The sequence below is a fragment of the Mycobacterium sp. Soil_C_30 genome (genome assembly GCF_057656995.1).
Genome location: NZ_JBDGJH010000007.1, coordinates 145,132 through 170,944, shown reverse-complemented (window position 1 = coordinate 170,944; position 25,813 = coordinate 145,132). Strand labels below are relative to the sequence as shown.

The following is a 25,813-nucleotide window of genomic DNA, read 5'->3' as shown; positions in this document are numbered from 1 at the left end:
TTTGACGACAATACCCACCCGGTACCGAATTGACGTGCAGGCCCGACGCGTTTTGCGCGCAATATGTCGGGTATGGAACGCTGCTAGACCCCCAGGCTGCGGCCGACGATCTCTTTCATGATCTCGGTGGTGCCGCCATAGATGGTCTGCACGCGTGCATCGAGAAATGCGCGCGCGACGGTGTATTCGCGCATGTATCCATAACCACCGTGCAATTGCAAACACCGGTCGACCAGCCGCACCTGGGCTTCGGTGGTGTACCACTTGGCCATTGCCGCCTGGTCTGCGGTGAGCTTTTCGTCGAGATGCAGCCGCAGGAACTCGTCGACCATGATCCGCACAGCGGTGGCTTCGGTGGCGAGTTCGGCCAACACGAAGCGGCTGTTCTGGAAGCTGCCGATCGGCTTGCCGAAAGCCTTGCGTTCCTTGGTGTATTGAATGGTTTCCTCGAGAACGGCTTCCATGGCGGCGGCGGCCATGATGGCGATGTTGAGCCGTTCCTGCGGCAGGTTCTGCATGAGATAGATGAAGCCCATGCCCTCGTCGCCGAGCAGGTTCTCCGCGGGCACCTTGACATCGGTGAACGACAGCTCAGCGGTGTCCTGGGCGTCCAACCCGATCTTGTCGAGGTGGCGCCCGCGCTCGAAGCCCTCCATGCCGCGTTCGACCACCAGCAACGAGAAGCCCTGTGCGCCCTTGTCCGGGTCGGTCTGGGCGACGACGATCACCAGGTCGGCGTGGATTCCGTTGGTGATGAACGTCTTCGAGCCGTTGAGCACCCAGCTGCCGTCATCCTGCTTGACCGCGCGGGTCTTGATGCCCTGCAGGTCGCTGCCCGTGCCGGGTTCGGTCATGGCGATGGCGGTGATCAGCTCGCCGCTGCAGAAGCCCGGGAACCAACGCTGCTTCTGTTCGTCGGTGGCCAGCCGCAGCAGATAGGGCGCCACCACGTCGTTGTGCAGGCCGAAGCCGATACCGCTGTAGCGGCCGGCGGTGGTCTCCTCGGTGATCACGGTGTTGTAGCGGAAGTCGTCGATACCGCCGCCGCCGTACTCCTCGGGCACCGCCATGCCCAGGAAGCCCTGCTTACCGGCTTCGACCCACACGTTGCGGTCGACGATCTTGTTCTTTTCCCACTCCTCGTGGTGCGGTGCGACGTGGCGCTCGAGGAAGGTGCGGTAGGACTCGCGGAACAGTTCGTGTTCGGGCTCGAACAACGTGCGCTGGTACTTGACGGCACTACCCATGATGGACCTCCGGAGCCGGGTTCGGGGTTTGACAACACGTCTTGCCGACGACGATATACCAACCGGGTGGTTGGTCGGCAAATCCGTGCCGCGAGTTCCCCGTAAACTGCCCGCCATGGCATCTGCGCCGGCCAGCCTGACGCATTGGGGCGCCTTTCACGCCCAGGTCCGCGACGGCGACATCAGCTCGGTACAACCGCTGGCCACCGACGTGAACCCCTCGCCCCTACTGGGCAATCTGGCGGGTTCGCTGCGCCACCGCGCCCGGGTGGCCGAACCCGCGGTGCGCCGCGGGTGGCTCGAGAACGGACCCGGCCCGTCGGCGCAGCGCGGGGCCGACGAGTTCATCGTGGTGTCGTGGGACGAACTCACCGAACTGCTGGCCACCGAACTGCGTCGCGTGGTCGACACCTTCGGCAACGAGGCGATCTACGGCGGGTCCTACGGATGGGCCAGCGCGGGCCGCTTCCACCATGCACAGAGTCAGGTGCACCGCTTCTTGAAACTGCTCGGCGGCTACACCTTCTCCCGGCACTCGTACAGCCTGGGCGCCACCGGGGTGATCATGCCCCGCGTCGTCGGCACCCACGACGATCTCTTCAAACGCTCCACGCAGTGGGACGTGATCGCCGAGCACACGGATCTGCTGGTGTGCTTCGGGGGCATCGCCATGAAGAACACCGCCGTGAATCACGGTGGGACGACGGCACATCCGGCCCGGGACGCCCTGGCCCGGTTCCGTGACCGTGGGGGTCGGATCGTGTCGATCTCCCCGTTGCGCGACGACGTGGACGGCGACTACGAGTGGCTGCCCGCGGTGCCGGGAACCGACGTCGCCATCATGCTCGCACTCGCCTACGTCCTGGCCACCGAAGCGCTGGCCGACCGTGACTTCCTGGCCACGTACTGCGTCGGGTACGACAGGTTCGAGCGGTATCTGCTCGGCCTCGACGACGGGGTGCCCAAGTCACCCGAATGGGCGTCCGAACTCTGCGAACTGCCCGCAGACGCCTTGCGGCAGTTGGCCCGACGCATGGCCGCCTGCCGGTCCATCGTCACGGTCAGCTGGTCACTGCAGCGCATCGAACACGGCGAACAGGCGCCGTGGATGGGGCTGACGCTGGCCGCGATGCTGGGCCAGATAGGCCTTCCCGGTGGAGGTTTCGGCCACGGCTACGGCTCAATGAACGAACCGGGGCTCGCGCCGCTGCGGTGCCGACTGCCCGTGCTCCCCCAGGGCCTCAACCCGGTTCGCACGTTCATCCCGGTCGCCGCGGTCAGCGATATGCTGCTGCATCCCGGTGAACAGTTCGACTACAACGGGCTGCGGTTGACCTATCCCGACATCCGGTGTGTGTACTGGGCCGGCGGCAACCCGTTCCATCACCACCAGAACCTGGCGCGGTTGCGTCGCGGGTTGGCACGGATGGACACCGTGGTGGTGCATGAGCCGTACTGGACGGCGATGGCCAAACACGCTGACATTGTGGTGCCGTCGACCACCGCCTACGAGCGCAATGATTTCTCCGGTTCCCGCAACGACCCGGTGCTGATGGCCATGCCGGCACTTGCCGAGCCATATGCTAAGTCCCGCAACGACTATGACACCTTCGCCGCACTGGCCGACAAGCTCGGCTTCGGGGCGGAGTTCACCGAGGGCCGCACCGAAGGTCAGTGGTTGACACACCTGTACCAGCAGTGGGCGGCCGGCCTGGATTTCGCGGTGCCGAGCTTCGAGGACTTCTGGGCGGCGGGTTCGCTGCGGTTGCCCGTCGAAGAGGGACTCACCCTGCTGGCGGACTTCCGCGCCGACCCTGATGCCCACAGGCTGGGCACTCCCAGCGGGCGCATCGAGATCTTCTCGGCCACCATCGACGAATTCGGATACGACGACTGCAAGGGCCACCCCCGCTGGTACCGCCCGCGGGAGTGGCTGGGTGGCGAACGAGCGGCCACCTACCCGTTGCACCTGATCGCCAATCAGCCCGCCACCAGGCTGCACAGCCAGCTCGACACCGGACGCACCAGTCAGATGTCCAAAGTCCAGGGGCGCGAACCGATTCGGATGAATCCGGTGGATGCCGCCGCCCGGGGGTTGAGCAACGGCGACGTCGTCCGCGTCTACAACGACCGTGGCAGCTGCCTGGCCGGCGTCGTCATCGACGACGCGGTGCGCACCGCGGTGGTGCATCTGCCCACCGGGGCCTGGTACGACCCCGAGGACCCCCACGACCCCGACACCATGTGCGTGCACGGGAATCCCAATGTGCTCACCGATGACCGCGGCACGTCGTCGCTGGCCCGTGGATGCACCGGCGCGCATGTGCTGGTGCAGGTGGAGAAGTTCACCGATGCGCTGCCGCCGGTGCGGGCACACCAGCCGCCGCCGCTGGTGCGGCGTTAGCGGGTGGCGAAGTCCCGGAGCCCGGCCGCCAGTCCCGCGGGAACGAAACCCTTGATCCTGGTGCCGGATTCGGTGTGTTCGGCGTTGTCCACCCGGCCGTCGCTGTGCACCTTGGCCACCAGATCACCCCGGTCGTACGGGATGGTCACGTCGACGGCGACGTCGGTGGGTTCCACCAGTTCACTCATCCGCTGACGCAGCCGGTCCAGCCCCTCACCGGTGCGCGCCGAAACGAACACCGCCTCGGGCAGCGCCCGCCGCAGCTGGGCCAGCGCCAGATCACCTGCGGCATCGATCTTGTTGACCACCAACAACTCCGGTGGCCGGGTGCCGTTGCGATCGGCGACCACCTCGTTGATCACCTGACGTACGGCACTGATCTGGGCCAGCGGGTTGGCATCGGAGCCGTCGACGACGTGTACCAGCAGACTGGCGCCGAGCACTTCCTCCAGTGTGGACTGGAACGCCTCGACCAGCTGGGTGGGCAGGTGCCGGACAAAGCCGACGGTATCGGTGAGCACGAACGGCCTGCCGTCGTCGAACTGGCCGCGCCGGGTGGTGGGCTCGAGGGTGGCGAACAACGCGTTCTCCACCAGCACACCGGCCCCGGTCAGGGCGTTGAGCAGGCTGGACTTGCCCGCGTTGGTGTAGCCGACTATCGCCAGTTGCGGGACGTCACTGCGGACCCGCGTGCTGCGCTGGGTGTCGCGGATCTTCTTCATATCGCGAATCTCGCGGCGCAGCTTCGACATCCGTTCCCGGATGCGACGACGGTCGGTCTCGATCTTGGTTTCACCGGGACCACGGGTACCCACGCCGCCGCCCGCGCCACCGGCGCGGCCACCGGCCTGCCGGGACATCGACTCACCCCAGCCGCGCAGCCGCGGCAGCATGTATTCCATTTGCGCCAGCGACACCTGCGCCTTGCCTTCGCGGCTGGTGGCGTGCTGGGCGAAGATGTCGAGGATCAGCGCGGTGCGGTCGATGACCTTGACCTTGACGGCCTTTTCCAGCGCGTTGAGCTGGGCGGGTGAGAGTTCACCGTCGCAGATCACGGTGTCGGCGCCGGTCGCGATGACGACCTCGCGCAGTTCCTGGGCCTTGCCGGAACCGATGTAGGTGGACGGGTCCGGTTTGTCGCGGCGCTGGATGAGGCCCTCGAGGACCTCGGAGCCCGCCGTTTCCGCCAGTGCGGCCAGTTCGGCGAGGCTCGCATCGGCGTCGGCCGCGCTACCGTCGGTCCAGACGCCGACCAGTACCACCCGCTCCAGCCGCAGCTGGCGGTATTCGACTTCGGAGACGTCTTCGAGTTCGGTCGAAAGCCCGTGCACACGGCGCAACGCGGCGCGGTCATCGAGTGCCAGCTCACCGACGCTGGGATTGTGATTAAACGGATATTCAGTCATAGGCGAATACAGATTCGCACGGAGATCACTTTTCATGCACCCCAATTAACGTTCAAGAGCCGCCCACCATTCCTGCGACAGCTGGCCGTGTGCCACCAATTCTGACGGGCCCCGGAGGTAACTGGTGGCCTCGGTGATGGTGACGGTGACTTCACCGCCGGGAACGCGCACGGTCAGGGTGCCGGTCTGCTCGCCGAGATGGCGAAGCGCGGCGACCGTGGCCGCGACGGTGCCGGTGCCGCAGGAGCGGGTTTCGCCGACCCCCCGTTCGTGGACCCGCATGGAGACGGCTCCCCCGGCCGGAGCGGTGAGCACCTCGATGTTGACCGCCTCGGGAAACTGCCCGGCGTCGAACTGGACCGGCGCGGCGACGTCGAGAGCGGCCAGGTCCTCGGGGCTCACGCCGACGCACGCCAGGTGGGGATTGCCGACGTCCACCGCGACGCCGGTGAACCGCCGTCCACCCACCACCGCGTCGCCGGTGCCGGTGGTGTTGGCCTTACCCATCTCGACGGTGACGTCGGCGTGCAGTTCATCGGCGTGGTGCACCGCCACCGGACGGGGCCCCGCCAGCGAGCCCACCACGAATTCGTCACGCTGCTCCAGGCCGGCGGCCCGCAGGTAGTGGCTGAACACACGTACGCCGTTACCGCACATCTGGGCGGTCGAACCGTCGGCGTTGCGGTAGTCCATGAACCAGTCGCCGGCCGCGACGCCTTCGGGCAGCCGGTCGAGCACGCCCGCCGACACCAGCGCCCCCGCGGTGGTGACCCGCAGCAGGCCGTCGGCGCCGAGCCCGCGGCGCCGGTCGCACACCGCGGCGACCGCGGCAGGTGTCAGCACCAGTTCCGCGTCGAGGTCAGGGAGCAGCACGAAGTCGTTCTGCGTGCCGTGACCTTTGGCGAAATCCATCCGTTCAGGATACGTCGCGCCAGCTGCGCAGCACCGCGTCCGCGTTCCCGGGATCGGAGCCGTCGAGCCAGTGCACCCGGTGGTCGCGACGGAACCAGGATCGCTGCCTGCGCACGTAGCGCCGGGTGCCGACGAAGGTCGCCTCCCGGGCCTGGGCCATCGACTCCTCGCCATCGTCGAGCGCGGCGAGCACCTGTGCATACCCGAGCGCCCGCGCGGCGGTCACCCCGTCGCGCAGGCCGACTCCGAGCAGCCGCTGCACTTCCTGAACCAGGCCACCGTCGAACATGGCATCGGTGCGCCTCTGCAGCCGCGCGTCGAGAAGCTCTGTCTGCCAATCCAAGCCGATGATCAGCGTGTCCCAGCGCGGTATGCCGATCTTCGGGGCCGACGCGGCGAAGGGCCGGCCGGTCAGTTCGATCACCTCGAGCGCCCGCACCACCCGCCGCCCGTCGGTGGCGAGAATGGAGGCCGCCGCGGCGGGGTCCTGGCGGGCCAGCTCCGCGTGCAGCGCGGCGACACCCACCTCGGCCAGCCGCTCCTCCCAGCGTGCCCGCACTTGCGGATCGGTGGCCGGGAAGGCCCAGTTGTCCAGCAGTGACTGGATGTAGAGCATCGATCCGCCGACGATCAGCGGCACCGCGCCGCGTGCAGCGATGGCCTCCACATCCGCGGCGGCGTCCTGCTGATACCGGGCGACGGTCGCGGTCTCGGTGACCTCGAGTACGTCGAGTTGGTGGTGGACGATGCCGCGTCGTTGCTCGACCGGCAGTTTGGCGGTGCCGATGTCCATACCGCGATAGAGCTGCATCGCGTCGGCGTTCACCACCTCGGCCGCGCCCAGCTTCTCGGCGACCTGCAACGCGAGATCGGATTTGCCGGTCCCGGTGGGGCCGATGAGGGCGATGGGTCGTGGCATCACGGGTGCCAGACGCCGACGTGGTACCCGACCCCGAAGGGTGCGCCACGGTAGAGCTCCTTGGTGCCGTGCGGCCCCGGCTCGACGAGCCCGGCCAGCACCGCGAAGGCGACCCGGCCGACGACGGTGTCCGGGAGTGCCTGGAGAGCCGTCGTGTCCCCGCCGGCCAAGGCGTCGTCGAGGCCGGCTTGCACCGCGACCGTCGCCGGGTCATGGCCACCGGGTGCGCCCGGGGTCAGGGTGGGGCAGCCGTCGGCCACCACCAGGACACCGACAGGCTCGGCGGCCGCGTCGATCTCCGCACGCAGGCCGCGACCGCGGGCCAGCGCCTCCGCTGCGGACAACGTGGCGGGCGACTCCCGCACCTGTACGCGGGCGTCGGGGCGGACCTGCCCTCGGATCCAGCCGGCGATCAACGCACACAACGGCAGCTCGGCGAGAGGCCCGGCCTCGGGCGACAGACGCACCCCGACCTCGACGCCGTAGCCGGCGAACGTGCCCGCCGCCGACTGCCAGGTCTGGTCACCGGTGCCCACACCGAGCGCGACCCACCGTTCGGGCAGTGTCGCCGCCGCGCGCAGCACCGCCTCACGCAGATCGGCGGTTTCAGCGGCAGCGGCGCCGGCCAGTTCGGGCACCAGCACAGGCGCGGACGGAACGATCGCGACGGCCACCAACACGCTGACCACGCTAACGTCCGTGCCGCTATTCGCTGGTGGCCGCCACCCCTTCGGCGTCGTCGGCTCCGGCGGCTTCGCCGCGGGCCAGCATGGCCGTCGACACCACCATCAGTGCGATCGCGCCGATCAACACGAACAGCCCGATCTCACCCGGACGCAAGGTCTCCCCCAGCACGACGATGCCCAGGACCGACGCCACGATGGGTTCGGTGACCGTCATGGTCGGCAGTGACGCGGTCAGCGCGCCGGCCCGGAACGACGACTGCTGCCAGGCCGTGCCCGCGATTCCGACGGCGGCCCAGAGGTAGAGCTCGGGAGAGCGCAGCACCGCCACGATGCCGTCACCCAGCACGTCCACCACACCTTTGAGGAGCACCGCGAATACACCCCAGAGAGCTCCGGAGACCAACGCGAGCAGGACGGCGCTCGCCGGACCCGACCACAGGCGTGCGCCGATGACGGCCAGGATCAGCAGCGGACCCAGGATCAATCCGACCAGGGCCCAGGTGTCCATCGAGGCCCGCGATTGACCTGCGGTGGGATTGCCGACGGTCACGATGACGATCACCGACGCGGCCAGCAGCGCAGCCCAGGTCCATTCCCAGCGGGTGACACGGCGGTGGGCGGCCCGCGCGCTGATGGGCAGCGCGAACAGCAGCGAGGTGACCAGGAGCGCTTGCACCAGCAGCACCGAACCCAGCCCCAGAGCCGCTGCCTGCAGCAGGAACCCCACGGCCGCCACAATGCTGCCCAACCACCAGCCGGTGTCCTTGAGCAGCCTCAGGAACAGCCCCAGGTGGCTCACCGAGTCGTCGGTGACCTCGTGCGCGGATCGTTGGTGGATCACGTCACCGATGGCGATGAACAGGGCGGCGCCCAGCGCACAGAGGGCGGCCAGATCCGCCTTACCCATCGAGAACCTCCCGGCTGTTATCGGTGGGTGATCACGACGTGATGCGACCGCGCCTCAGAACGCAACGTCAACGTAGCGGTATGTCGGAGTGCGACCTGCTTGAATACCCTCTACAAGACAGTAGTAGCGTCCCGCCGGGTCTGGCGTATCAGACTAGAGCGAGACAGTGACCAGTCAGGACAGGCGCCGCGTTGCGCGGCAGTGCGTGGGAGACCACGTGGAGGGCAGGGACAAATGACCAATTCCGACTCGACTTCCGGCGAGCCGACTCACGGCGGCGACGCCACCTCGTCACCGCGTCCCGTTCCCACTCCCGGGCCCCGGCCGGGCGCAAGACCCGGCCCGCGTCCTGGGCCCCGACCGGCGGCGGCCCCGGCAGCCGCGCCCGTGCCCGCCGCGCCGTCGAGTGATCCGCACCGGTTCGGCCGGGTCGACGACGACGGCACCGTGTGGCTGATCACCGGGTCCGGTGAACGGGTGATCGGGTCGTGGCAGGCCGGTGACGCCGAAGCCGCCTACGAACACTTCGGCCGGCGGTTCGACGACCTGTCCACCGAGGTGGCGTTGATGGAGCACCGGCTGGAGTCCGGCACCGGCGACGCCCGCAAGATCAAGGCCGCGGCCGCGAGTCTGGCCGAGACCCTGCCCGAGGCGCACGTGCTCGGTGACGTGGACTCTCTGGCAGCCCGGCTGGCCGCCATCGCCCAGCACGCCGAAGCCGCCGCGGTGGCCGAGCGCGCCCGCCGCGACGAGCACCGCGCCGAGCAGATCGCCCGCAAGGAGGCGCTGGCCGCCGAAGCCGAGGACCTGGCCGCGAACTCGACACAGTGGAAGGCCGCCGGCGATCGGCTGCGCACCATCCTCGACGAGTGGAAGGCCATCACCGGCCTGGACCGCAAGACCGATGACGCGCTGTGGAAGCGCTATTCGGCCGCGCGGGAGACGTTCAACCGGCGCCGCGGCTCGCACTTCTCGGAGCTGGACCGCGAGCGGGCCGGCGCCAAGCAGGCCAAGGAGAAGCTGTGTGTGCGCGCCGAAGCGCTCTCCGATTCCACGGACTGGGGCAACACCAGCGCCGCGTTCCGTGACCTGTTGGCCGAGTGGAAATCTGTGGGCCGCGCCAGCAAAGAGGTCGACGACGCACTCTGGCGCCGCTTCAAGGCCGCTCAGGACACGTTCTTCTCGGCGCGTAACTCGGTGACCGCGGAGCGCGACGCCGAGTTCAAGGCCAACGCCGATGCCAAAGAGGCGCTGCTGGCCGAGGCGGAGCGCATCGACACCGCCGATCCCGATGCAGCACGTGCGGCGCTGCGGGCGCTCACCGACAAGTGGGACGCCATCGGCAAGGTACCGCGGGAACGCACCGATCTGGAACGACGGTTGCGCGCGGTCGAGAAACGGGTGCGCGATGCCGCCGACGCCGACCGCACCGATCCGGAAGCCGAGGCGCGGGCCGAGCAGTTCCGGGTGCGCGCCGAGCAGTTCGAGAAGCAGGCCGCCAAGGCCGAAGCGGCGGGTAAGGCCAAGGACGCCGAGGCTGCCAGGGCCAGTGCCGCGCAGTGGCGTCAGTGGGCCGAGACGGCCGCGGAGACGCTCACCAAGAAGCGTTAGGCCGGTCGACGAGCCCGAGGTACGAGGGGGAGAGAGGGCCGGCCGCAGAAGCGCTAGGCCGGTCGACGAGCCCGAGGTACGAGGGGGAGAGAGGGCCGGCCGCAGAAGCGCTAGGTGTACTGACCTGAGAGGTTAGGTACGCGGCTGGCGGGTGCGTTACCTGCGAGTGCGGTGTGGCCGCGGTGATGATTGTAGTGGTGTAGCCAGATCGGGAACTCGGCGCAACGTTCGGCGTCGCTGGTGTAGAGGCGCGCATAGGCCCATTCGTCGGCCAACGTGCGATGAAACCTCTCCACCTTGCCGTTGGTCTGCGGTCGGTAGGGTCGGGTGCGGCGGTGTTCTATGTCACCGAGCGCGTCTTGGAATGTCTGAGACCGGTAGCAGGATCCGTTGTCGGTCAATACTTTCCGTACGGTGAAGCCGCATTTGTTGAACCAGGAATGCGCACGTAGCCAGAACTGTGCAGCCGTCTCTTTGCATTCGTCGCTGAGGATCTCTGAATAGGCCAGCCGGGAGTGCGCGTCGATGGCGGTGTGCAGAAAGTGATAGCCGCGCCGTCCGTCGTTGTCCGCTCCGGTGCCGTGGCGTTTGTCCGCCCGAGAGTGGCGCCGACCTGCACTTCGGCCCAGCATCCGCCACCCGCCGCCGGCCGGGATCTTGCCGAGCTTTTTGACATCGACATGCACCAGATCACCCGGAGCGGCGGACTCCATCCGCCGAATGACCCGCCCGGTGGGTCGGTCCAGCCAGCAGAGCCTGGCCAGCTTGTAGCGGGTCAGAACGCGGTGCACGGTCGAGACGTTCAAGCTCAGGTGGTAGGCGATCCGGGCGGGGCCCCAACGCCGGATGACGCGGACTTTGATGATGCGACGTTCGGTCCGGGTCGAGGTCTGATTGGGGCTGCGGTGGGGCCGTGAGCTGCGATCGGCCATCCCGGCCGGCCCTTCCTCGCGGTAGCGCTTCGCCCAGCGCTGGGCGGTGGTGACGGCGACCTGGAATCGTTCGGCAGCTCGTCGCAGCGACCAGCCGTCCTCGATGATGCAGCGAGCCAGGCGCAGACGCCCGGTTTCTGACAAGGGGGCATTACGGTGGGACACGAAGACCTCCGAGATGAGTTGGTGCGTTCCTTAGACAGCTCGCACTTCACTCGGAGGTCTTCTTCATGTCACCACGCCACGCCGTAATCCGTACCTAACGTCCGTGGTCAGTACAGCTAGGCCGGTCGACGAGCCCGAGGCACGAGGGGGAGAGAGGACCGGCCGCGGTGGCTCAGGAGGGGTCTTTCGGCTCATCCGGGTCGGTCGGGGGCTTCTCGTCGTACTGGTCGAGCAGACTGCGCTTCTGCTGCTCGGCCGCGGCGCGGCGGCGGTGCTCCTCGGCGGCCAGTTGCACGGCGGTGCGCGTCCACACCACCCGGACCCAGTGGAACGCCAGCACGATGACGGTCAGCCAGGCCAGCACCAGACCGAAACCAGGGCCGGGCAGTCCCTCGGGCGCCGTCTGACGCGACCAGATCGCCAGCATGCCGATCACTGCGGACACGGCAGTGCCCGCGGAGGCCACCCACGCCAACGCCCATCGGCGGGTCAGCAGGGCCAGCATCGAGAATCCGACACCGAACACCAGCGCCAGCCAGCTGAACACCCGCGACGGCAGGGCGATCCCCGCCTGCGCCGCTGCGTCGGTGCTGAGCAGCACATCGACCGCTCGCGCCCCACCGGCATGGGGCAGGAAGAACGTCGCGATCAGGATGAATACCAGGATGGCGACCACCAGCGCGCGGGCACCCGGTTCGATCTCGCGGCCGACCCGTCGTTCGGCGGCTTCGATGTCGGCCTTGAACTCCTCGAAGTTGTTGCCGGACTTGTCGCGGTGACCGTTGGTGCCGTTCATCGCGAACACCCCGCGGCCACCGGCTGAGTTGCCGGCGCACCCAGCCCCGGTAGCCCGAGCCCCACGGTGCGTGGGCGCCGGCCCGCCTCGTGGGCGTCACCGGCCCGGGTGCGGCGGTGGCTGAGCACGGGTCCGTCGGCGATGAGGTGGTGGGGGGCGGCGGCGGTCACCACGGTGGTCACGATGTCACCGGGACGTACCGGGACGCCGCCCGGCGCGAAATGCACCAGCCTGCCATCGCGGGCCCTCCCGCTCATGCGTGCGGTGTGGGTGTCCTTGCGCCCCTCCCCCGCGGCCACGAGCAGTTCGACCGTCTGGTCGATCTGAGCGCGGTTCTCCTCCAACGAGATTCGCTCCTGCAGTTCGATGAGTCGGTCGTAACGTTCCTGCACAACGGCTTTCGGCAGTTGGTCGGCGAGTTCGGCCGCCGGGGTGCCCGGGCGCTTGGAGTACTGGAAGGTGAACGCGCTGGCGAACCGGGACCGCTCGACGACATCGAGGGTGGCCTGGAAGTCCTCCTCGGTCTCCCCGGGGAACCCGACGATCAGGTCGGTGGTGATCGCCGCGTGCGGCATCGCGGTACGCACCCGGTCGATGATCCCGAGGTAGCGTTCGGCGCGATACGAGCGGCGCATCGCCTTGAGGATGCGGTCGGACCCGGACTGCAACGGCATGTGCAGCGTGGGGCAGACATTCGGTGTCTGCGCCATCGCCTCGATGACGTCGTCGGTGAACTCCGCGGGATGCGGCGAGGTGAACCGGACGCGTTCCAGGCCGTCGATGCCACCGCAGGCCCGCAGCAGCGACGCGAATGCGCCACGGTCTCTGGGCGTTTCGGGATCGGCGAAAGACACACCGTAGGCATTGACGTTCTGCCCCAGCAGGGTGACCTCCAGGACGCCCTGCTCGACGAGCGCCTGGACCTCGGCGAGGATGTCACCGGGGCGGCGGTCCACTTCCTTGCCGCGCAGCGACGGCACGATGCAGAAGGTGCAGGTGTTGTTGCACCCCACGGAGATCGAAACCCATGCGGCGTAGGCGGAATCGCGCGCAGCGGGCAGGGTCGACGGGAACTGCTCGAGGGCGTCGACGATCTCCACCTGTGCCTGGCGGTTGTGCCGCGCACGTTCCAGCAGGGTGGGCAGTGACCCGATGTTGTGGGTGCCGAAGACGACGTCAACCCAGGGGGCGCGCTGGAGCACCGCGTCCTTGTCTTTCTGCGCCAGGCACCCGCCGACGGCGATCTGCATGCCCGGATCGGACTGTTTGCGCGGCGCCAGATGGCTCAGGTTGCCGTAGAGCTTGTTGTCGGCGTTCTCCCGCACCGCGCAGGTGTTGAACACCACCACGTCGGCGTCGTCCCCGTCGGCCGCACGCTGGTAGCCGGCCGACTCCAGCAGCCCGGCCAGGCGCTCGGAGTCGTGCACGTTCATCTGGCAGCCATAGGTGCGGACCTGATAGGTGCGCACATGTGACGCTGCAGCCGCCGGCTGAGCCTGCGTCACCGAAGAAGTCATCGTTCCATGGTATCGGCGCGGGTCCGAGGTCCAAATTCGCTGATCTGCGGTGATTGTTTGTGCGGCTTCCGGGCGTGCTGTGGGTTTCCTGGGTATGGTTGCGACCCATGGGGTCTCCTGGGTCGGATGTGAATACACCTGCTCCGGCCGCATCCGGCACGCCGATGATCGCCGTGAAGGGCGTCAACAAGCACTTCGGCACCCTGCACGTTCTCAAGGACATCAACCTCGAGGTGTCGCGCGGACAGGTCATCGTCGTCCTCGGCCCGTCCGGTTCCGGCAAGTCCACCCTGTGCCGGACCATCAACCGCCTCGAGACCATCGATTCGGGCACCATCTCCATCGACGGTGTGGAACTGCCCGCCGAAGGCCGCAAGCTCGCGCAGCTGCGCTCCGACGTCGGCATGGTGTTCCAGTCGTTCAATCTCTTCGCCCACAAGACGATCCTGGAGAACGTCACACTGGCGCCGGCGAAGGTCCGCAAGCTCAGCAGGGACAAGGCCCGCCAGGAAGCGATGGCGCTGCTGGAGCGTGTCGGTGTGGCCAACCAGGCCGAGAAGTACCCGGCGCAGCTCTCGGGCGGTCAGCAGCAGCGGGTGGCCATCGCCCGTTCTCTGGCGATGAACCCGAAGGTGATGCTGTTCGACGAACCGACCAGCGCGCTCGACCCCGAGATGATCAACGAGGTGCTCTCGGTCATGACGTCGCTGGCCCGTGACGGTATGACCATGGTGGTCGTGACCCATGAGATGGGGTTCGCGCGGCGCGCCGCCAACCGGGTGGTGTTCATGTCCGACGGGGCGATCGTCGAGGACGCCGCGCCCGAAGAGTTCTTCAACAACCCGAAGACCGACCGCGCCAAGGATTTCCTGGGCAAGATCCTCAACCACTAGTGCCGACTGTCGAAAGGAACCACAGTGTTTTCTCGAGTGCGATCCCGCAAGGTGCGTGCCACAGCCGGTCTGGCGGCCGCGGCCGCAGTGGCTCTGACCCTGAGCGCCTGCGGTGGCGGCGGTGACAGCGGTGGCGGCAGTGCAGAAGGCGGCGGTGGCGGCGACTCCATCACCATCGGCACCAAGTTCGACCAGCCCGGCCTCGGGCTGAAGAACCCGGACGGCACCATGAGCGGTTTCGACGTCGACGTGGCCACCTATGTGGCCGGTGAGCTGGGTTACACCCCCGAGCAGATCGAATGGGTGGAGGCTCCGTCGGCACAGCGCGAGAACCTGATCTCCAACGGCCAGGTGCAGTTCATCGCGGCCACGTACTCGATCACCGACGCCCGCAAGGAGAAGGTGGACTTCGCCGGGCCTTACCTGATCACCGGCCAGAGCCTGCTGGTGCGTGCCGACAACAGTGACATCACCGGGGCGGCGTCGCTGGAGAACAACAAGCGCCTGTGCTCGGTGTCGGGTTCCACGCCGGCGCAGAAGATCAAGGACGAGTACGCCGGCGTGCAGTTGCAGCAGTACGACACGTACTCGGCTTGCATCGAGGCGCTGCGCAACAACGCCGTCGACGCGGTGACCACCGACGAGGTGATCCTCGCCGGGTACGCCGCGCAGAGCCCCGGTGATTTCAAGATCGTCGGCGAGACGTTCTCCGAGGAGCGCTACGGCATCGGCCTGAAGAAGGACGACAGCGAGCTGCGCACCAAGATCAACGACGCCCTCGAGAAGATGGAGGCCGACGGCGCCTGGAAGGAAGCCTTCGACAAGAATCTCGGACCGGCGGGCATCACCGCGCCCCAGCCGCCCGCGGTCGACCGGTACTGAGCGCGCTGAGCGTCGGATAGTCCAGCAGCTGTGGAGGTCTTCACCGAGTACCGCGACCAGATCTTCGCGGCGTTCTGGATCACCATCAAGCTGACGGTGTACTCGGGCGTCGGTGCGCTGATCCTCGGCACGGCGCTGGCCGCGATGCGGCTGGCGCCGGTGCCGGTGCTCAACTGGATCGGCACCACCTACGTCAACGTCGTCCGCAACACACCGCTGACGCTGGTCCTGTTGTTCTGCAGTTTCGGACTGGCGCAGACGTTGGGCATCAGCCTGGTCGACCCGCAATCCCCGACGTCGATCGTGGACAGCAACTTTCGGCTGGCGGTGCTCGGCCTGACCCTCTACACCGCGTCCTTCGTGTGCGAAGCAGTGCGTTCCGGGGTGAACACGGTGCCGCTGGGTCAGGCCGAGGCGGCGCGGTCGCTGGGCCTGACGTTCAGCCAGAATCTCCGGATGATCCTGCTGCCGCAGGCTTTTCGTGCGGTGATCATTCCACTGGGTTCGGTGCTGATCGCGTTGACGAAGAACACCACCATCGCCTCGGCGATCGGCGTAGCGGAGGCGGCGCTGCTGATGAAGGAAATGATCGAGAACACCGCGGCGGTGATCACCGTCAGCGCCATCTTCGCCGTGGGGTTCGTGATCTTGACGCTGCCACTGGGGTTGTTCTTCGGCTGGCTCGGCAAGCGGCTGGCGGTGGCGAGGTGACCGGGGCCTCCGTCCTGTTCGACGCACCCGGGCCGAGGGCGCGCCTGCGCAACCACCTCATCACCGCGGTCACCGTGGTGGTGCTGCTGCTGGTGGCCTGGGTGGTGTATTCCAAGCTCGACGAGCGTGGTCAGCTGACCGCGGCGAAGTGGGAGCCCTTCCTCACCGCGAACCTCTGGAAAACCTATGTGCTGCCCGGCATTCAGGGCACGCTGACCGCCGCCGCCATCTCCATCGTGCTGGCCTTGATCCTCGGCTTCCTGCTCGGCGTCGGCCGGCTGTCCCACATCACGCCGCTGCGCACCCTCTGCGCCACGGTGGTGGAGTTCTTCCGCGCGGTGCCGGTGCTGGTCATGATGATCTTCGCGTACTTCCTGTTCGGGCAGTACGACCTGTTCCCCTCCAAACAGCTGGCCCTGGCGGCCGTGGTGACCGGTCTGACGCTGTACAACGGTGCCGTCATCGCCGAGATCGTGCGCGCCGGCGTCCACGCGGTACCGCGCGGCCAGGGCGAGGCGGCGGTGGCGCTCGGGTTGAGCTGGGGTCAGACCATGCGGTCGATCCTGCTGCCGCAGGCGGTCACCTCGATGCTGCCGGTGCTGGTGTCCCAGTTGGTCGTGGTGCTCAAGGACACCGCGATCGGCTACCAGATCACGTTCCTCGAGATGGTCCGGCAGGGCACCCAGCTCGGCGCGTCATACGGCAACTACATCCCGGCGTTGATCGTCATCGCGATCCTGATGATCTCCGTCAACTTCGCGCTGTCGGTGGCCGCCACCCGCCTGGAGCGCCGGCTGCGGCGCTCGCGCAAGGCGCCGACCCCGCTCGACGCCCAGGCCATCGAGCAGGAAGGCGCCCCCGGCGCGAAAGTGCAGACAGCGGACTGACCGCGATCCACGCCCCGAACCGCAACACGGTCCCGAAGTTCAAGCGCGGGCGGCCATGTGGTCGGTTTGGCCCGGAACTGCGGTCAGGCGCCGCCGCCGGCCGGCTTCGGCGCGGTGGGATCAGCGGTGGCACGACCGTTGAGCTCGCGCACGACGTAGGCCTCGAGGTCGAACACGTTCCCGGCCGCCTTGTCCACCACCGACAACAAGGTGGTCATGCTCGACACTTCCTCGACCTGTTCCTGCAGCATGAAGCGCTCCCCCAGGAAGTCGTTGGTGTCGCGGGCAGCGCGGCAACGCGTGTGACCAGTGGCCTGGGTATAAAAGCGCGGGCATAAAAAGCGTTGTGCCAACTGCGGCAAAACGCTCGAATCGAAGTAAATCGCAATTGCCAGGTATTGGTGGGAGGCGGCGAACTCACGCCGGATCTATTGGTGAGCAGGGTGTGAAAAGCAGTGTCTTCCTGGGCAACCCGTGTCGTCACACGCGGATGCCATCTGGACCCCTGCAGCCCCACAAGCCCTACGAACAGCGCTCACCTGCCACTCGGGCGCATCCGAATACCGCCGTCCAGCAACCGTTTACCGCGGCGTCAGATTCCCGATTTCACGAACATTTAGGTTAGCCTAACTGCGTGTCAGCTCAGCTGTGCATGACGTGAATCGAGAGGACCCGAATTGAGCGACTCGCGCCCTGTGGATGCACCCCCCGCACCGATTCCTCGCACCTCCAAGTGGGTCACCCGGCTCACGGTGTTCGGCCCCGGCATCGTCGTGATGCTGGCCGACACCGACGCCGGCAGCGTCATCACCGCCGCACAGAGCGGTGCCGAATGGGGCTACCAGCTGCTGGTGTGGCAGGTCATCCTGATGCCGATTCTCTACATCGCCCAGGAGCTCACGGTCCGGCTCGGTCTGGTCACCCAGCGCGGACACGGCGAGTTGATCCGCGAGCGGTTCGGGAAGGGCTGGGCGTGGCTGTCGGTCAGCACTCTGCTGGTGGCCTGCGCCGGCGCGATCATCACCGAATTCAGCGCCGCAGCAGGCGTGGGTGCCATCTACGGCATCCCGCCGTGGCTTTCGGTGGGTCTGGTCGCGCTGTTCCTGGGCGGGTTGGTGTTGACGGGCTCCTACCGGCGGGTGGAACGCGTCGCCATCGCCCTCGGGGCACTCGAACTCATCTTCTTCGTCGTGATGATCGACGCCCAACCGAATCTGGGTGCGCTGGCGGCCGCGCAACTCGACCAGCCCATCGGCAACCCCGACTACCTGTACCTGATCGCGGCGAACATCGGCGCGGTGATCATGCCGTGGATGGTGTTCTACCAACAGTCCGCCGTGGTCGACAAAGGCCTGACCGTCCGGCATCTGAAGGATGCCAGGGTCGACACCGGTTTCGGGGCGGTGCTGACCCAGCTGGTGATGGCCGCGGTGCTGGTGTCGGTGGCGGCGACGATCGGCCGCAACGACCCGAACGCCACCATCAACACCATCGAGGACATCACCAAGGCCCTGACCCCGTTACTCGGGGAGGCCGCCGGCCAGATCCTGTTCTCGCTCGGCTTCCTGGGAGCGGCATTCGTCGCCGCGATCGTCGTATCCCTCACCGCCGCTTGGGGTCTGGGCGAGGTGCTGAATTATCCGCGGTCGTTGTCGGGCAAGCCGAGAGAAGCCCCCGCGTTTTACGCCGTGTACGTCGCGATGCTGGTGATCGGGTTCGCGTTTGTGCTCTCCGGGCTCAACCTGGTCGATCTGAGTGTGGGCATCATGGTGCTCAACGCCCTGCTGTTGCCCGTGGTGCTGGGTTTCCTCTTCGCCCTCGCGTGCAAGGTGCTGCCCGAGGAGCATCGCCTCAAGGGCTCCTACCGCATCGTGGTGGCCGTGGTTCTGCTGTTCACCGCGGGGCTTGGGGTGTACGGCGGTATCAGCGGCCTGCTGGCCGGCAGCGCCGGCTGACCTCTCAGGCCGGCAACGCGCTGCGCAGCTGGTCGGCGGTGGGCGGTTGGTAGAACGACAGCACGGCGTGCTGACAGCCCAGGTCTTCGAAACGCGGTAGCCGACTCAGCTGATCTTCGACCTGCCCGTCCTGCTGCGGGTGCAGGAACAGCTGTACGGAGCGGCGGATCTCGCCCGGGTCGCGGCCCACCTGCTCACACGCGGCGTCGAGCCGGGTACTGGCAGCGGCCCACTCCGCCGCGTCGCCCTGGCTCGGCATGTTCCATTCATCGGCGTGCCGCGCAACCACTTTCAACATCTTCGGTCCGGAGCCGCCGATCACGATCGGTGGGTGCGGCGCCTGCACCGGTTTCGGTTCAGCCAGCGCGTCCTCGACCGTGAAGAAGCGGCCGGCGTGGCTGACCGACGGCTGGGTCCACAACGCGCGGATGATGGTCAGCGCCTCGTCGAGCATGGCCACCCGGTCGCCGCCGCCGGGATACTCCAGCCCGTAACCGCGGTGCTCGGCTTCCTGCCAGCCTGCCCCGATACCGAAATCGAGGCGCCCGCCGCTGATGTGATCGACGGTGACGGCCATCTTGGCCAGTACCGCGGGGTTGCGGAAGGTGACCGCGCTGACCAGACACCCGATCCGGGCGCGCTGCGTGACGGCCGCGATGGCCGCCAGGATGGTCCACCCCTCGAACACCGCGTCCCCGGTGTAGGACAAGCCGTAGAAGTGGTCATAGTCGTAGATGCCGTGGAAGCCCAGTTCGTCGGCGGCGCGCCAGAACCGCTCCAGCACCGGATAGTCGAAGGTGGGCGCCAATTTGGCCGAGACCTGCATGCAGCGATGTTAATCAGTCCTGCGTGGCCGAGCCGGGCCCGACGAAGCGCACCAACCCGTCCTGCTCCAACTCCTCGACAATGTGGTCACCCCAGGCGACGTACCAGTCCAGATGTGCCCGGCGTTGCGCGAGGGTCGGTGGCGCCGGGAGCGCCTCGTTCTCGTCGAGTGCGTCCTGGCCGGAACCGACGTCGACCGGCCGTCCGCTGTCACGCCATGCCTGGGTTCCCCCGGCCAGCGCCCGGGCCGGCCTGGTGACCTCCGCTGCGGCCAGCGCGGCCAGCCGGCCGTCCGCCGAGGTGAACACCAGCTCGACATCGTCGGGAACATACGCGAGCAACCTGGCCAGCGAGGATCTGCGGGCGTAGACGGAGTTCGGGATGTGATGCCGGACAAGGACATACGGGCGGGCCGGCTCGAGGTCGATCACCAGCGGCCGTGGGACGGGCCCGTCGAGCCGCTGAGCAAGTTCCTCGACACCGATGCTGACGGCTGCGTCCGCCTGCGGCGGCGACGGTACGGCCCCGGACACCACTTCCTCGTCACCGAACAGGTAGACGGCGACATCGGGCAATCCGAGCTGGATCAGCCAGGCCGCGGTGGTTCTGGCCCGCACCCCGTGCTCATCGTCGACCAGCACCACGCGACCGTGTCGACTACCGATGTAGTAGTCGGTCTTCTGCACCAGTTGTCCGCCGGGCACCGACCGGGTTCCCGCGAGGTGGCCGTCGGCGTACTCCTCGGGGGTGCGGACATCGAACAGGTAGAGCGACCGCTCACCGGCGGTGGCGCGCAAGGCGTCCAGCTCGGCGCGGCCGATTTCGCGGACACCGAAACGGCGTGCCACATCGTGGGCTGCCCGGGCGGCTCGGGCCCGGTTGTCCCCGGTCGGTGGGCCTGCCACCGCGGTGTCACCGCGGCCGGGCTGATGACCGGCGAGCAGCCATGCGGTGGTCCCGTTCTCCAGCGACACCACCGGGTTCGGGAATCCGGCGTTGATCAGGGTCTGGGCGCCCAGGATCGCGCGGGTGCGGCCCGCGCAGTTGATCACCACTTGTGTTGTCGGCCTGCGCACCTGGTCGTAGGCCCGGTACAGCAGTTCGGGACCGGGAGCGTCGATACCGCCCGGGATGCTGATGGCGTGGTACTCGTCGTACGGGCGGGTGTCGAGGACGACGATGTCCTCACCGGCGTCGATCTTGGCCCTGAGCTCGTCGACGCTGACCCGTGGTGTGCCATAACGACGTTCGACGTACTCCCCCAGCGCCTTGCTCAGCGCGTTGAGATTGGTGATCAGGCGGTACCCGGCCGCCACCCACCCGGGGTTGCCCCCTCGAGCACCCGCACGTCGGTGTAGCCGGCCCGCCGTGCGAGTTTCGCCGCCTGCGCGCCGACGCCGGGTGTCGACGAGGTGAAGACGATCGGCACGTCGGGCCGGGCCGCGACGTCGGCGAGCCGCAACTCCACCTCACTGGCCGGCACCGGCACCGACACCGAGATGTGTCCGCCGGCGTAGTCGTCACCTTCGCTGGCGTCGGCGACGATCAGATCCGCACCGGCTTCGAGAAGGGTGCGCAATTCGGTTGGGCTGATGGTGCTTTGACCAGCGGGCCGTGTTCCCGGTTGTGCGTCGAGTATCAGCGACATGGTCGATCCTCTTTGTCGTGGGTTCAGCGTGACGGCAGTCCCCGCCGGCGCAGGTGCTCACGCAAACGGTCTCTGCCGGTCAGGGAATGCGCGCCGGCCAGACGGGCGAGCACCCGTTCGGTCCAGTTGCCGGGAAGTCCGTACCGCTGGTTGTAGGCGGCCAGGCGTTCGTCGTACACCGGCACATGCGCGTCAGCCTGGGCCGCGTCGTATTGTTCGAGATGCAGTACCGCCTGTTGCGGCAGGCGGGGTTTGATGCCGGCGTTTTCGCCTGGGTCGGGTGTGCCGATCGCCAGGCCGAAGGTCGCCACCGCATGTGGCGGTAGCGCCAGCTCTGCGGCCACGTCCAGCGGATGGTTGCGGATGGCGCCGACGAACACCGTTCCCAGGCCCAGTGATTCGGCGGCGATGACGGCGTTCTGCGCGGCCAGCGAGGTATCGACGAAGCCGATGACAGTGGATTCCAGGTAGTCGGCCCCCTCCAGGGGCGCACCGGCGCGGTGGGCAAGGCGGCGCACCCTGCCCAGGTCGGCCACCCAGATCAGGAACAGCGGCGCTGCGATGATGAACTGTTGCGCGGCGGCCAGTGCCGCGAGCCGGGCTTTGCGCCGTGGGTCTCGGACCGCGATGACGCTCCAGGGCTGCAGATTCGACGACGTGGCGGCCGACTGGGCGGCCGCCACGATCGCCGACAGCTGCGCATCGGTGACGGGCTCGGAGGTGAACCGGCGTACCGAGCGGTGCGCCAATTGCAGTGCGAGCGTGTCATTCTCCGCGATGACGGCAGCGCCCGGATGCCCGTAGCGTGCGGCCAGACTCACACGCGCTCCGGTACCGGTGGCGCCTCGGTGCCCAGGTTCTCCGGGCGGATGGACCGGTTGCCCGCAACCTGGGCGGCGATCCCGTCCAGTCGCCCGATCTGCTCGTCGGTGAGGTGTACGGCGGCGGCGCCGGCGTTGTCGCGCAGATACTCGACATGCCGGGTACCGGGGATCGGGACCACGTCGTCACCTCGGGAGAGCACCCAGGACAGGGCGACCTGTCCTGGGGTGGCGCCCACGTCGGCTGCGACGGACACCACGTTGTCCACCAGCGACTTGTTCCGGTCGAAGGCATCGTCGGCGAAGCGCGGATGCGCGCGGTGGGTGCCGCTGACGTCCTCGCGGCTGTGCACCTTGCCGGACAACCAGCCGCGACCCAGCGGTGAATACGGCACGATCCCGATGCCGAGTTCACGGGCCACGGGCACGGTGTCCTTCTCGATATCCCTGGTGAACAAGGACCATTCGTTCTGGATCGCCGTGATCGGGTGTACGGCGTGCGCCCGGCGCAAAGTCTGCACCCCGGGTTCGGAGAGCCCGATGTAGCGGACCTTTCCCGCCTCGACCAGTTCCTTGAGCGCGCCCACGGTGTCCTCGATCGGCACCTGCGGATCGACCCGGTGCAGGTAGTACAGGTCCACGTGGTCGACACCGAGGCGCCGCAGCGAGCCCTCGATCGCCGAACGGACGTATTCGGGCCTGCCGTCGAGTGAGCGCGGGTTGGTGTTGCGGTCCAATGTGTTGCCGAATTTCGTGGCGATCGTCAACGCGTCCCGCCGTCCTCGGATCGCGCGGCCGAGAAGCAGTTCGCTGAACTCGGGGCCGTAGATGTCGGCGGTGTCGAACAGTGTCACGCCGAGATCGATCGCCGCGTCGACCAGCTCGGTGGCCCGTTTATGCTCGGCGGCATCGGCTGAGGTGCGAAAGCTCATGAATCCCAGCCCGATTGCGGCGACCTCGGGGCCGTCGGTACCGAGCCGGCGGGTGGGCAGCGCTGTCATGTGTGTGGCTTCCTTTTTGTGGAGGTGGTGCGGCGTCAGGCCGCGGGGGTGGTGGTGCGGAGCCGGAAGAGCTTGCGGGCATTGCCGATTCGGATGCGCTCCTGCTCGGCGGCGGTGAATCCCGCCCTGCTCAGGGCATCGTCGATGTGGCCGCGCTGCGCATCACGGTGGATGGGCCAGTCGCTGCCGACGATGATCCGCTCAGCCCCCAGGACATCACCGAGATACCTCAGTACCGGCACGCTGAACCGCATGGTGTCGAAGTACAGATTGGCTCCCGGCCCGGTTGCCTGCCTATTGCCACGGTACTCGGCGAGCTGGTCGGCGGCATAGAGCAATCCCCCGTGGCCCAGCGTCGTGAACACCAGGTGCAGGTCGGGCAACCGCGCCGGTAGGTCCGCGTGCAGTGCCGACAGGAACGCCACGGCGTTCTGCAGACCGCGGCCCGCCGAGTTGCCCGCCCGGCCGGCGACCGTCCGCAGTACGTCGGCCTGTGGCGCGGCGACCGGGTGCACGAAAACCGGCACCCCGAGGCCGGCGGCCAGCTCGAGCGTCGGGAACGCCTCCGGTGAACCCAGGAATCGTGCGTGCCGGGACGAGTCGAGCACGATGCCGGCCAGGCCCAGTTCGGTCACGGCGTAGCGGGTCTGCTCCGCCCCGGCGTCACCGGCGTACGCGTCCACGGTGGCCAGCCCGAGAAAGCCCGGCCGCGTGTGAACCGCCTCGGCCAGGATCTCGTTGACGCTGTTGATCTCTGGTGTGCCGACGTCGCCCTCGGGGCCGAACAACGATTCGACGGGAGCGCTCAGGGCGCGTACGTCGATACCGTTGTCCGCACTCTCGCTGCTGAGTCCGTCCAGGTTCTCCCGCGGGTCGGCCTCACCGTCGATCAGCGGACCGCTGTGTTGCCAGCCGGTCGGGCGCCAGTGTGTGTGGATGTCGAGCACAGAGGCGTTGTCGATTGCACTCACTGCTGCGCCCCGTCACTGCCGGTGGCGACGGGGCGGTCCGGGTCGGCGCTGTAGGCCGAGAAGGAGCCCGGGTACAACACGGCGCTGATGCCCAACTTGGCCAGGGAGAACACCGTCAGCGTGGCCGAGGTGCCGCCGCCACAGTACGCGCCGACGGGCGTGGATACGTCGACCCCGAGCGCCTCGAACTGTGCGCGCAGCTGGTCGTCGGCCGCCAGTGCGCCGGCCGGCAGGCTCACCGCGCCCGGGATGTGCCCGTCGGTGTAGCCGGACGCGGCGCGGGCATCGACCAGTACTCCGGTGCGCGCAAGCGCGGACGCGGTGTCAGCATCGAGGGTGGGCAACGAGCCGGTGCGTACGGTGAACGTGCCCGGCGGGCGCGAGTCCTGCCGGGCCACACCACCGGGCGCCCGGGGCGGGTCACCCTCGAGCACCCGAACATCGGGCACCCCGGCCCATTTCAGCGTCCACCAAGCCCGGGCGGCCAGCGCCGGGTTCTCCACACTGTAGGCCACCACGGTGGATGTGGCATGGATTCCCCAGCGCCGGACCACATCCTGGATCTGCGCGTCCGAGGGCAACGGCAGGTTGCCCGCCGTTGCGCTCGGAGTCCCCGCCAGGTCCGAGGTCAGTGCCACCGGTTGTGCGCCGGCCACCAGCACCTCGTCCCGGGGCGGCTGACGCCAGATCTCGAGCAGCACCACGTCGTGTCCTGCAGCGACGAGCGCGCGCAGCTGGTCGGCCGTGATCGCCACCTCCCCGAGACCCACAGGTGTTGTCGTCATGAACCGTAGAACGGCTGTCCGGAGATCAGCTCGGAGTCGCGGCCGTCGACACCTTTGGGAACATCACCCTCCAGCGTCACCCGGTAGAGCACCCGGTCGTAGCCCAGGTGGCCCGCGTCGGCGATCGCCAGGTGCGCGGTGGCCCGGTTGTCCCAGAACGCGACACTGCCGGGGGCCCAGCGGAATCGGACGGTGTATTCGGTGCGGGTTGCTTCCTCCCACAACAGTTTCAGGATGCTCTCACTCTGGCTGGGGCTGAAGCCGCGGATCTCGCGCGGACCGCGGGTAAAGCCGGGGCTGACGAACAGGGCCCGCTCGCCGGTTTCGGGATGGACGCGCACCGCGGGATGCCAGGCGGCGAGATTGGCCTCTTTGACCTTGCGGTCACGCTGGCTGCCTGCGGCGGCGCGGGCGTTGAACTGGTGCCTGATGTCCAGTTTGTCGACGAAGTCGCGAAAGTCCTTGGACAGGTTCTCGTAGGCCGCAACCAGGTTCGTCCAGGCGGTATCGCCTCCGTGCGGCGGCAGGATGTCCGCGCGCAGGATCGAAGCGGCCGGCGGGTTCACCAGGGCGGTGACGTCGGTGTGCCAGCTGTTGTCGTAGGACGTTCGCTTACGACCCAGCTGCGCCTCGTAGCGGCGACTGTCGATCGGCAGGATCTCCGGGAAACCCGCGGGCGGGTCCTCCTCGTGGGGATGCGCCGGAGTCACCTTGCCGAACAGCCGCGCGAAGGCGATCTGCTCAGCGTGTCCGATCTGCTGATCACGGAAGAACACCACTTTGTAGCGGTGCAGTGCGGCGCGGATCTCGTCGACCACAACGGGTTCCAACGGTCCCCGCAGGTCCACCCCGCGGATCTCGGCGCCGGCGTAGCCGGCCTGGGGTATGACATCCAGTCCGGTGTCTACGGCGGTTTCTCTGAGTTCGGTCAT

25 protein-coding genes are annotated in these 25,813 nt (G+C 67.9%); 7 read left to right on the top strand and 18 right to left on the bottom strand.

Annotated features, from left to right (window positions below; genetic code table 11):
- Positions 1-83: 83 nt before the first annotated feature.
- Positions 84-1,247 carry an acyl-CoA dehydrogenase family protein gene (locus AC3A6P_RS15580; protein ID WP_487692534.1) on the bottom strand — a complete coding sequence of 388 codons (1,164 nt, stop codon included), beginning with the start codon at positions 1,245-1,247 and terminating at the stop codon, positions 84-86.
- 115 nt (positions 1,248-1,362) lie between these two features.
- Here AC3A6P_RS15580 and AC3A6P_RS15575 point away from each other — a divergent pair, with 115 nt between their 5' ends.
- Entirely contained in the window at positions 1,363-3,651 is a 2,289-nt protein-coding gene (locus tag AC3A6P_RS15575; protein ID WP_487692532.1) for a molybdopterin guanine dinucleotide-containing S/N-oxide reductase, read from the top strand.
- On the opposite strand, the gene hflX is transcribed toward AC3A6P_RS15575, so the two are convergent.
- Genes hflX through AC3A6P_RS15550 form a run of 5 tightly spaced genes read right to left on the bottom strand, consistent with a single transcriptional unit; the run spans position 3,648 to position 8,481 of the window.
- Complete coding sequence (hflX, locus tag AC3A6P_RS15570) at positions 3,648-5,057, bottom strand: GTPase HflX (RefSeq protein ID WP_487692531.1); 1,410 nt, start codon at positions 5,055-5,057, stop codon at positions 3,648-3,650. The genes AC3A6P_RS15575 and hflX overlap by 4 nt on opposite strands.
- Before the next feature lie 45 nt (positions 5,058-5,102).
- Positions 5,103-5,969 carry a diaminopimelate epimerase gene (gene dapF / locus AC3A6P_RS15565; RefSeq protein WP_487692530.1) on the bottom strand — a complete coding sequence of 289 codons (867 nt, stop codon included), beginning with the start codon at positions 5,967-5,969 and terminating at the stop codon, positions 5,103-5,105.
- A 4-nt stretch (positions 5,970-5,973) separates the two neighbouring features.
- The gene (gene miaA / locus AC3A6P_RS15560) at positions 5,974-6,888 is read right to left on the bottom strand and encodes a tRNA (adenosine(37)-N6)-dimethylallyltransferase MiaA (protein ID WP_487692529.1); all 915 of its coding nucleotides are present in this window, start codon (positions 6,886-6,888) and stop codon (positions 5,974-5,976) included.
- Positions 6,888-7,568 carry a class III extradiol ring-cleavage dioxygenase family protein gene (locus AC3A6P_RS15555; protein ID WP_487692733.1) on the bottom strand — a complete coding sequence of 227 codons (681 nt, stop codon included), beginning with the start codon at positions 7,566-7,568 and terminating at the stop codon, positions 6,888-6,890. The genes miaA and AC3A6P_RS15555 overlap by 1 nt, the downstream gene beginning before the upstream one ends.
- Positions 7,569-7,593: 25 nt before the next feature.
- Complete coding sequence (locus AC3A6P_RS15550; protein ID WP_487692528.1) at positions 7,594-8,481, bottom strand: DMT family transporter; 888 nt, start codon at positions 8,479-8,481, stop codon at positions 7,594-7,596.
- Between the two features lie 234 nt (positions 8,482-8,715).
- Between AC3A6P_RS15550 and AC3A6P_RS15545 the strand changes: the two genes are divergently transcribed.
- Complete coding sequence (locus tag AC3A6P_RS15545) at positions 8,716-10,092, top strand: DUF349 domain-containing protein (protein ID WP_487692526.1); 1,377 nt, start codon at positions 8,716-8,718, stop codon at positions 10,090-10,092.
- Positions 10,093-10,202: 110 nt separating this feature from the next.
- On the opposite strand, the gene AC3A6P_RS15540 is transcribed toward AC3A6P_RS15545, so the two are convergent.
- The 3 genes from AC3A6P_RS15540 to miaB form a co-directional block, all read right to left on the bottom strand.
- Positions 10,203-11,189: an IS481 family transposase gene (locus tag AC3A6P_RS15540; protein WP_487692525.1), complete on the bottom strand. Its 987-nt coding sequence runs from the start codon at positions 11,187-11,189 to the stop codon at positions 10,203-10,205.
- 172 nt (positions 11,190-11,361) lie between these two features.
- Positions 11,362-11,985, bottom strand: a complete 624-nt coding sequence (locus AC3A6P_RS15535; RefSeq protein WP_487692524.1) for an Rv2732c family membrane protein — start codon at positions 11,983-11,985, stop codon at positions 11,362-11,364.
- Positions 11,982-13,502, bottom strand: a complete 1,521-nt coding sequence (gene miaB, locus AC3A6P_RS15530; RefSeq protein WP_487692523.1) for a tRNA (N6-isopentenyl adenosine(37)-C2)-methylthiotransferase MiaB — start codon at positions 13,500-13,502, stop codon at positions 11,982-11,984. The genes AC3A6P_RS15535 and miaB overlap by 4 nt, the downstream gene beginning before the upstream one ends.
- Positions 13,503-13,666: 164 nt before the next feature.
- On the opposite strand from miaB, the gene AC3A6P_RS15525 reads away from it, so the two are divergent.
- The 4 genes from AC3A6P_RS15525 to AC3A6P_RS15510 are packed head-to-tail and all read left to right on the top strand — an operon-like array spanning position 13,667 to position 16,875.
- Positions 13,667-14,395 (top strand): amino acid ABC transporter ATP-binding protein, encoded by a 729-nt coding sequence (locus AC3A6P_RS15525; RefSeq protein WP_487692732.1) that lies wholly within the window; start codon positions 13,667-13,669, stop codon positions 14,393-14,395.
- 51 nt (positions 14,396-14,446) lie between these two features.
- Entirely contained in the window at positions 14,447-15,277 is an 831-nt protein-coding gene (locus tag AC3A6P_RS15520; protein WP_487692522.1) for a glutamate ABC transporter substrate-binding protein, read from the top strand.
- Between the two features lie 30 nt (positions 15,278-15,307).
- Positions 15,308-15,988: an amino acid ABC transporter permease gene (locus AC3A6P_RS15515; protein WP_487692520.1), complete on the top strand. Its 681-nt coding sequence runs from the start codon at positions 15,308-15,310 to the stop codon at positions 15,986-15,988.
- Positions 15,985-16,875 carry an amino acid ABC transporter permease gene (locus AC3A6P_RS15510; RefSeq protein ID WP_487692518.1) on the top strand — a complete coding sequence of 297 codons (891 nt, stop codon included), beginning with the start codon at positions 15,985-15,987 and terminating at the stop codon, positions 16,873-16,875. The genes AC3A6P_RS15515 and AC3A6P_RS15510 overlap by 4 nt, the downstream gene beginning before the upstream one ends.
- 83 nt (positions 16,876-16,958) lie before the next feature.
- On the opposite strand, the gene AC3A6P_RS15505 is transcribed toward AC3A6P_RS15510, so the two are convergent.
- Positions 16,959-17,126 carry a hypothetical protein gene (locus AC3A6P_RS15505; RefSeq protein WP_487692517.1) on the bottom strand — a complete coding sequence of 56 codons (168 nt, stop codon included), beginning with the start codon at positions 17,124-17,126 and terminating at the stop codon, positions 16,959-16,961.
- 444 nt (positions 17,127-17,570) lie between these two features.
- Between AC3A6P_RS15505 and AC3A6P_RS15500 the strand changes: the two genes are divergently transcribed.
- On the top strand, positions 17,571-18,830 hold the full coding sequence (locus AC3A6P_RS15500; protein ID WP_487692516.1) for an NRAMP family divalent metal transporter: 1,260 nt from the start codon (positions 17,571-17,573) through the stop codon (positions 18,828-18,830).
- Between the two features lie 4 nt (positions 18,831-18,834).
- Here AC3A6P_RS15500 and AC3A6P_RS15495 read toward each other — a convergent pair whose 3' ends face one another.
- The 8 genes from AC3A6P_RS15495 to AC3A6P_RS15460 are packed head-to-tail and all read right to left on the bottom strand — an operon-like array spanning position 18,835 to position 25,813.
- Positions 18,835-19,656 carry a TIGR03560 family F420-dependent LLM class oxidoreductase gene (locus AC3A6P_RS15495; RefSeq protein ID WP_487692515.1) on the bottom strand — a complete coding sequence of 274 codons (822 nt, stop codon included), beginning with the start codon at positions 19,654-19,656 and terminating at the stop codon, positions 18,835-18,837.
- Between the two features lie 13 nt (positions 19,657-19,669).
- Positions 19,670-20,971 carry a rhodanese-like domain-containing protein gene (locus AC3A6P_RS15490; RefSeq protein WP_487692514.1) on the bottom strand — a complete coding sequence of 434 codons (1,302 nt, stop codon included), beginning with the start codon at positions 20,969-20,971 and terminating at the stop codon, positions 19,670-19,672.
- Positions 20,950-21,303, bottom strand: coding sequence for a rhodanese-like domain-containing protein (locus tag AC3A6P_RS15485; protein ID WP_487692513.1), 354 nt, complete (start codon positions 21,301-21,303; stop codon positions 20,950-20,952). Before AC3A6P_RS15485 ends, AC3A6P_RS15490 begins: the two co-directional genes overlap by 22 nt.
- Positions 21,304-21,326: 23 nt before the next feature.
- Positions 21,327-22,124 carry a nitroreductase family protein gene (locus AC3A6P_RS15480; RefSeq protein WP_487692512.1) on the bottom strand — a complete coding sequence of 266 codons (798 nt, stop codon included), beginning with the start codon at positions 22,122-22,124 and terminating at the stop codon, positions 21,327-21,329.
- The gene (locus tag AC3A6P_RS15475; protein ID WP_487692511.1) at positions 22,121-23,125 is read right to left on the bottom strand and encodes an aldo/keto reductase; all 1,005 of its coding nucleotides are present in this window, start codon (positions 23,123-23,125) and stop codon (positions 22,121-22,123) included. Before AC3A6P_RS15475 ends, AC3A6P_RS15480 begins: the two co-directional genes overlap by 4 nt.
- A 35-nt stretch (positions 23,126-23,160) precedes the next feature.
- Positions 23,161-24,096: an amidohydrolase family protein gene (locus AC3A6P_RS15470; protein WP_487692510.1), complete on the bottom strand. Its 936-nt coding sequence runs from the start codon at positions 24,094-24,096 to the stop codon at positions 23,161-23,163.
- Entirely contained in the window at positions 24,093-24,881 is a 789-nt protein-coding gene (locus AC3A6P_RS15465; protein WP_487692508.1) for a sulfurtransferase, read from the bottom strand. The genes AC3A6P_RS15470 and AC3A6P_RS15465 overlap by 4 nt, the downstream gene beginning before the upstream one ends.
- Positions 24,878-25,813 carry a TauD/TfdA dioxygenase family protein gene (locus AC3A6P_RS15460; protein ID WP_487692507.1) on the bottom strand — a complete coding sequence of 312 codons (936 nt, stop codon included), beginning with the start codon at positions 25,811-25,813 and terminating at the stop codon, positions 24,878-24,880. The genes AC3A6P_RS15465 and AC3A6P_RS15460 overlap by 4 nt, the downstream gene beginning before the upstream one ends.

What these genes read in the sequence shown, in the direction of transcription:
- AC3A6P_RS15580 (WP_487692534.1), bottom strand. Translation starts at nt 1,247, where the DNA reads ATGGGTAGTGCCGTCAAGTACCAGCGCACGTTGTTCGAGCCCGAACAC.
- AC3A6P_RS15575 (WP_487692532.1), top strand. Translation starts at nt 1,363, where the DNA reads ATGGCATCTGCGCCGGCCAGCCTGACGCATTGGGGCGCCTTTCACGCC.
- hflX (WP_487692531.1), bottom strand. Translation starts at nt 5,057, where the DNA reads ATGACTGAATATCCGTTTAATCACAATCCCAGCGTCGGTGAGCTGGCA.
- dapF (WP_487692530.1), bottom strand. Translation starts at nt 5,969, where the DNA reads ATGGATTTCGCCAAAGGTCACGGCACGCAGAACGACTTCGTGCTGCTC.
- miaA (WP_487692529.1), bottom strand. Translation starts at nt 6,888, where the DNA reads ATGCCACGACCCATCGCCCTCATCGGCCCCACCGGGACCGGCAAATCC.
- AC3A6P_RS15550 (WP_487692528.1), bottom strand. Translation starts at nt 8,481, where the DNA reads ATGGGTAAGGCGGATCTGGCCGCCCTCTGTGCGCTGGGCGCCGCCCTG.
- AC3A6P_RS15545 (WP_487692526.1), top strand. Translation starts at nt 8,716, where the DNA reads ATGACCAATTCCGACTCGACTTCCGGCGAGCCGACTCACGGCGGCGAC.
- AC3A6P_RS15535 (WP_487692524.1), bottom strand. Translation starts at nt 11,985, where the DNA reads ATGAACGGCACCAACGGTCACCGCGACAAGTCCGGCAACAACTTCGAG.
- miaB (WP_487692523.1), bottom strand. Translation starts at nt 13,502, where the DNA reads ATGACTTCTTCGGTGACGCAGGCTCAGCCGGCGGCTGCAGCGTCACAT.
- AC3A6P_RS15525 (WP_487692732.1), top strand. Translation starts at nt 13,667, where the DNA reads ATGATCGCCGTGAAGGGCGTCAACAAGCACTTCGGCACCCTGCACGTT.
- AC3A6P_RS15505 (WP_487692517.1), bottom strand. Translation starts at nt 17,126, where the DNA reads ATGCTGCAGGAACAGGTCGAGGAAGTGTCGAGCATGACCACCTTGTTG.
- AC3A6P_RS15495 (WP_487692515.1), bottom strand. Translation starts at nt 19,656, where the DNA reads ATGCAGGTCTCGGCCAAATTGGCGCCCACCTTCGACTATCCGGTGCTG.
- AC3A6P_RS15485 (WP_487692513.1), bottom strand. Translation starts at nt 21,303, where the DNA reads ATGTCGCTGATACTCGACGCACAACCGGGAACACGGCCCGCTGGTCAA.
- AC3A6P_RS15475 (WP_487692511.1), bottom strand. Translation starts at nt 23,125, where the DNA reads ATGACAGCGCTGCCCACCCGCCGGCTCGGTACCGACGGCCCCGAGGTC.
- AC3A6P_RS15465 (WP_487692508.1), bottom strand. Translation starts at nt 24,881, where the DNA reads ATGACGACAACACCTGTGGGTCTCGGGGAGGTGGCGATCACGGCCGAC.
- AC3A6P_RS15460 (WP_487692507.1), bottom strand. Translation starts at nt 25,813, where the DNA reads ATGACCGAACTCAGAGAAACCGCCGTAGACACCGGACTGGATGTCATA.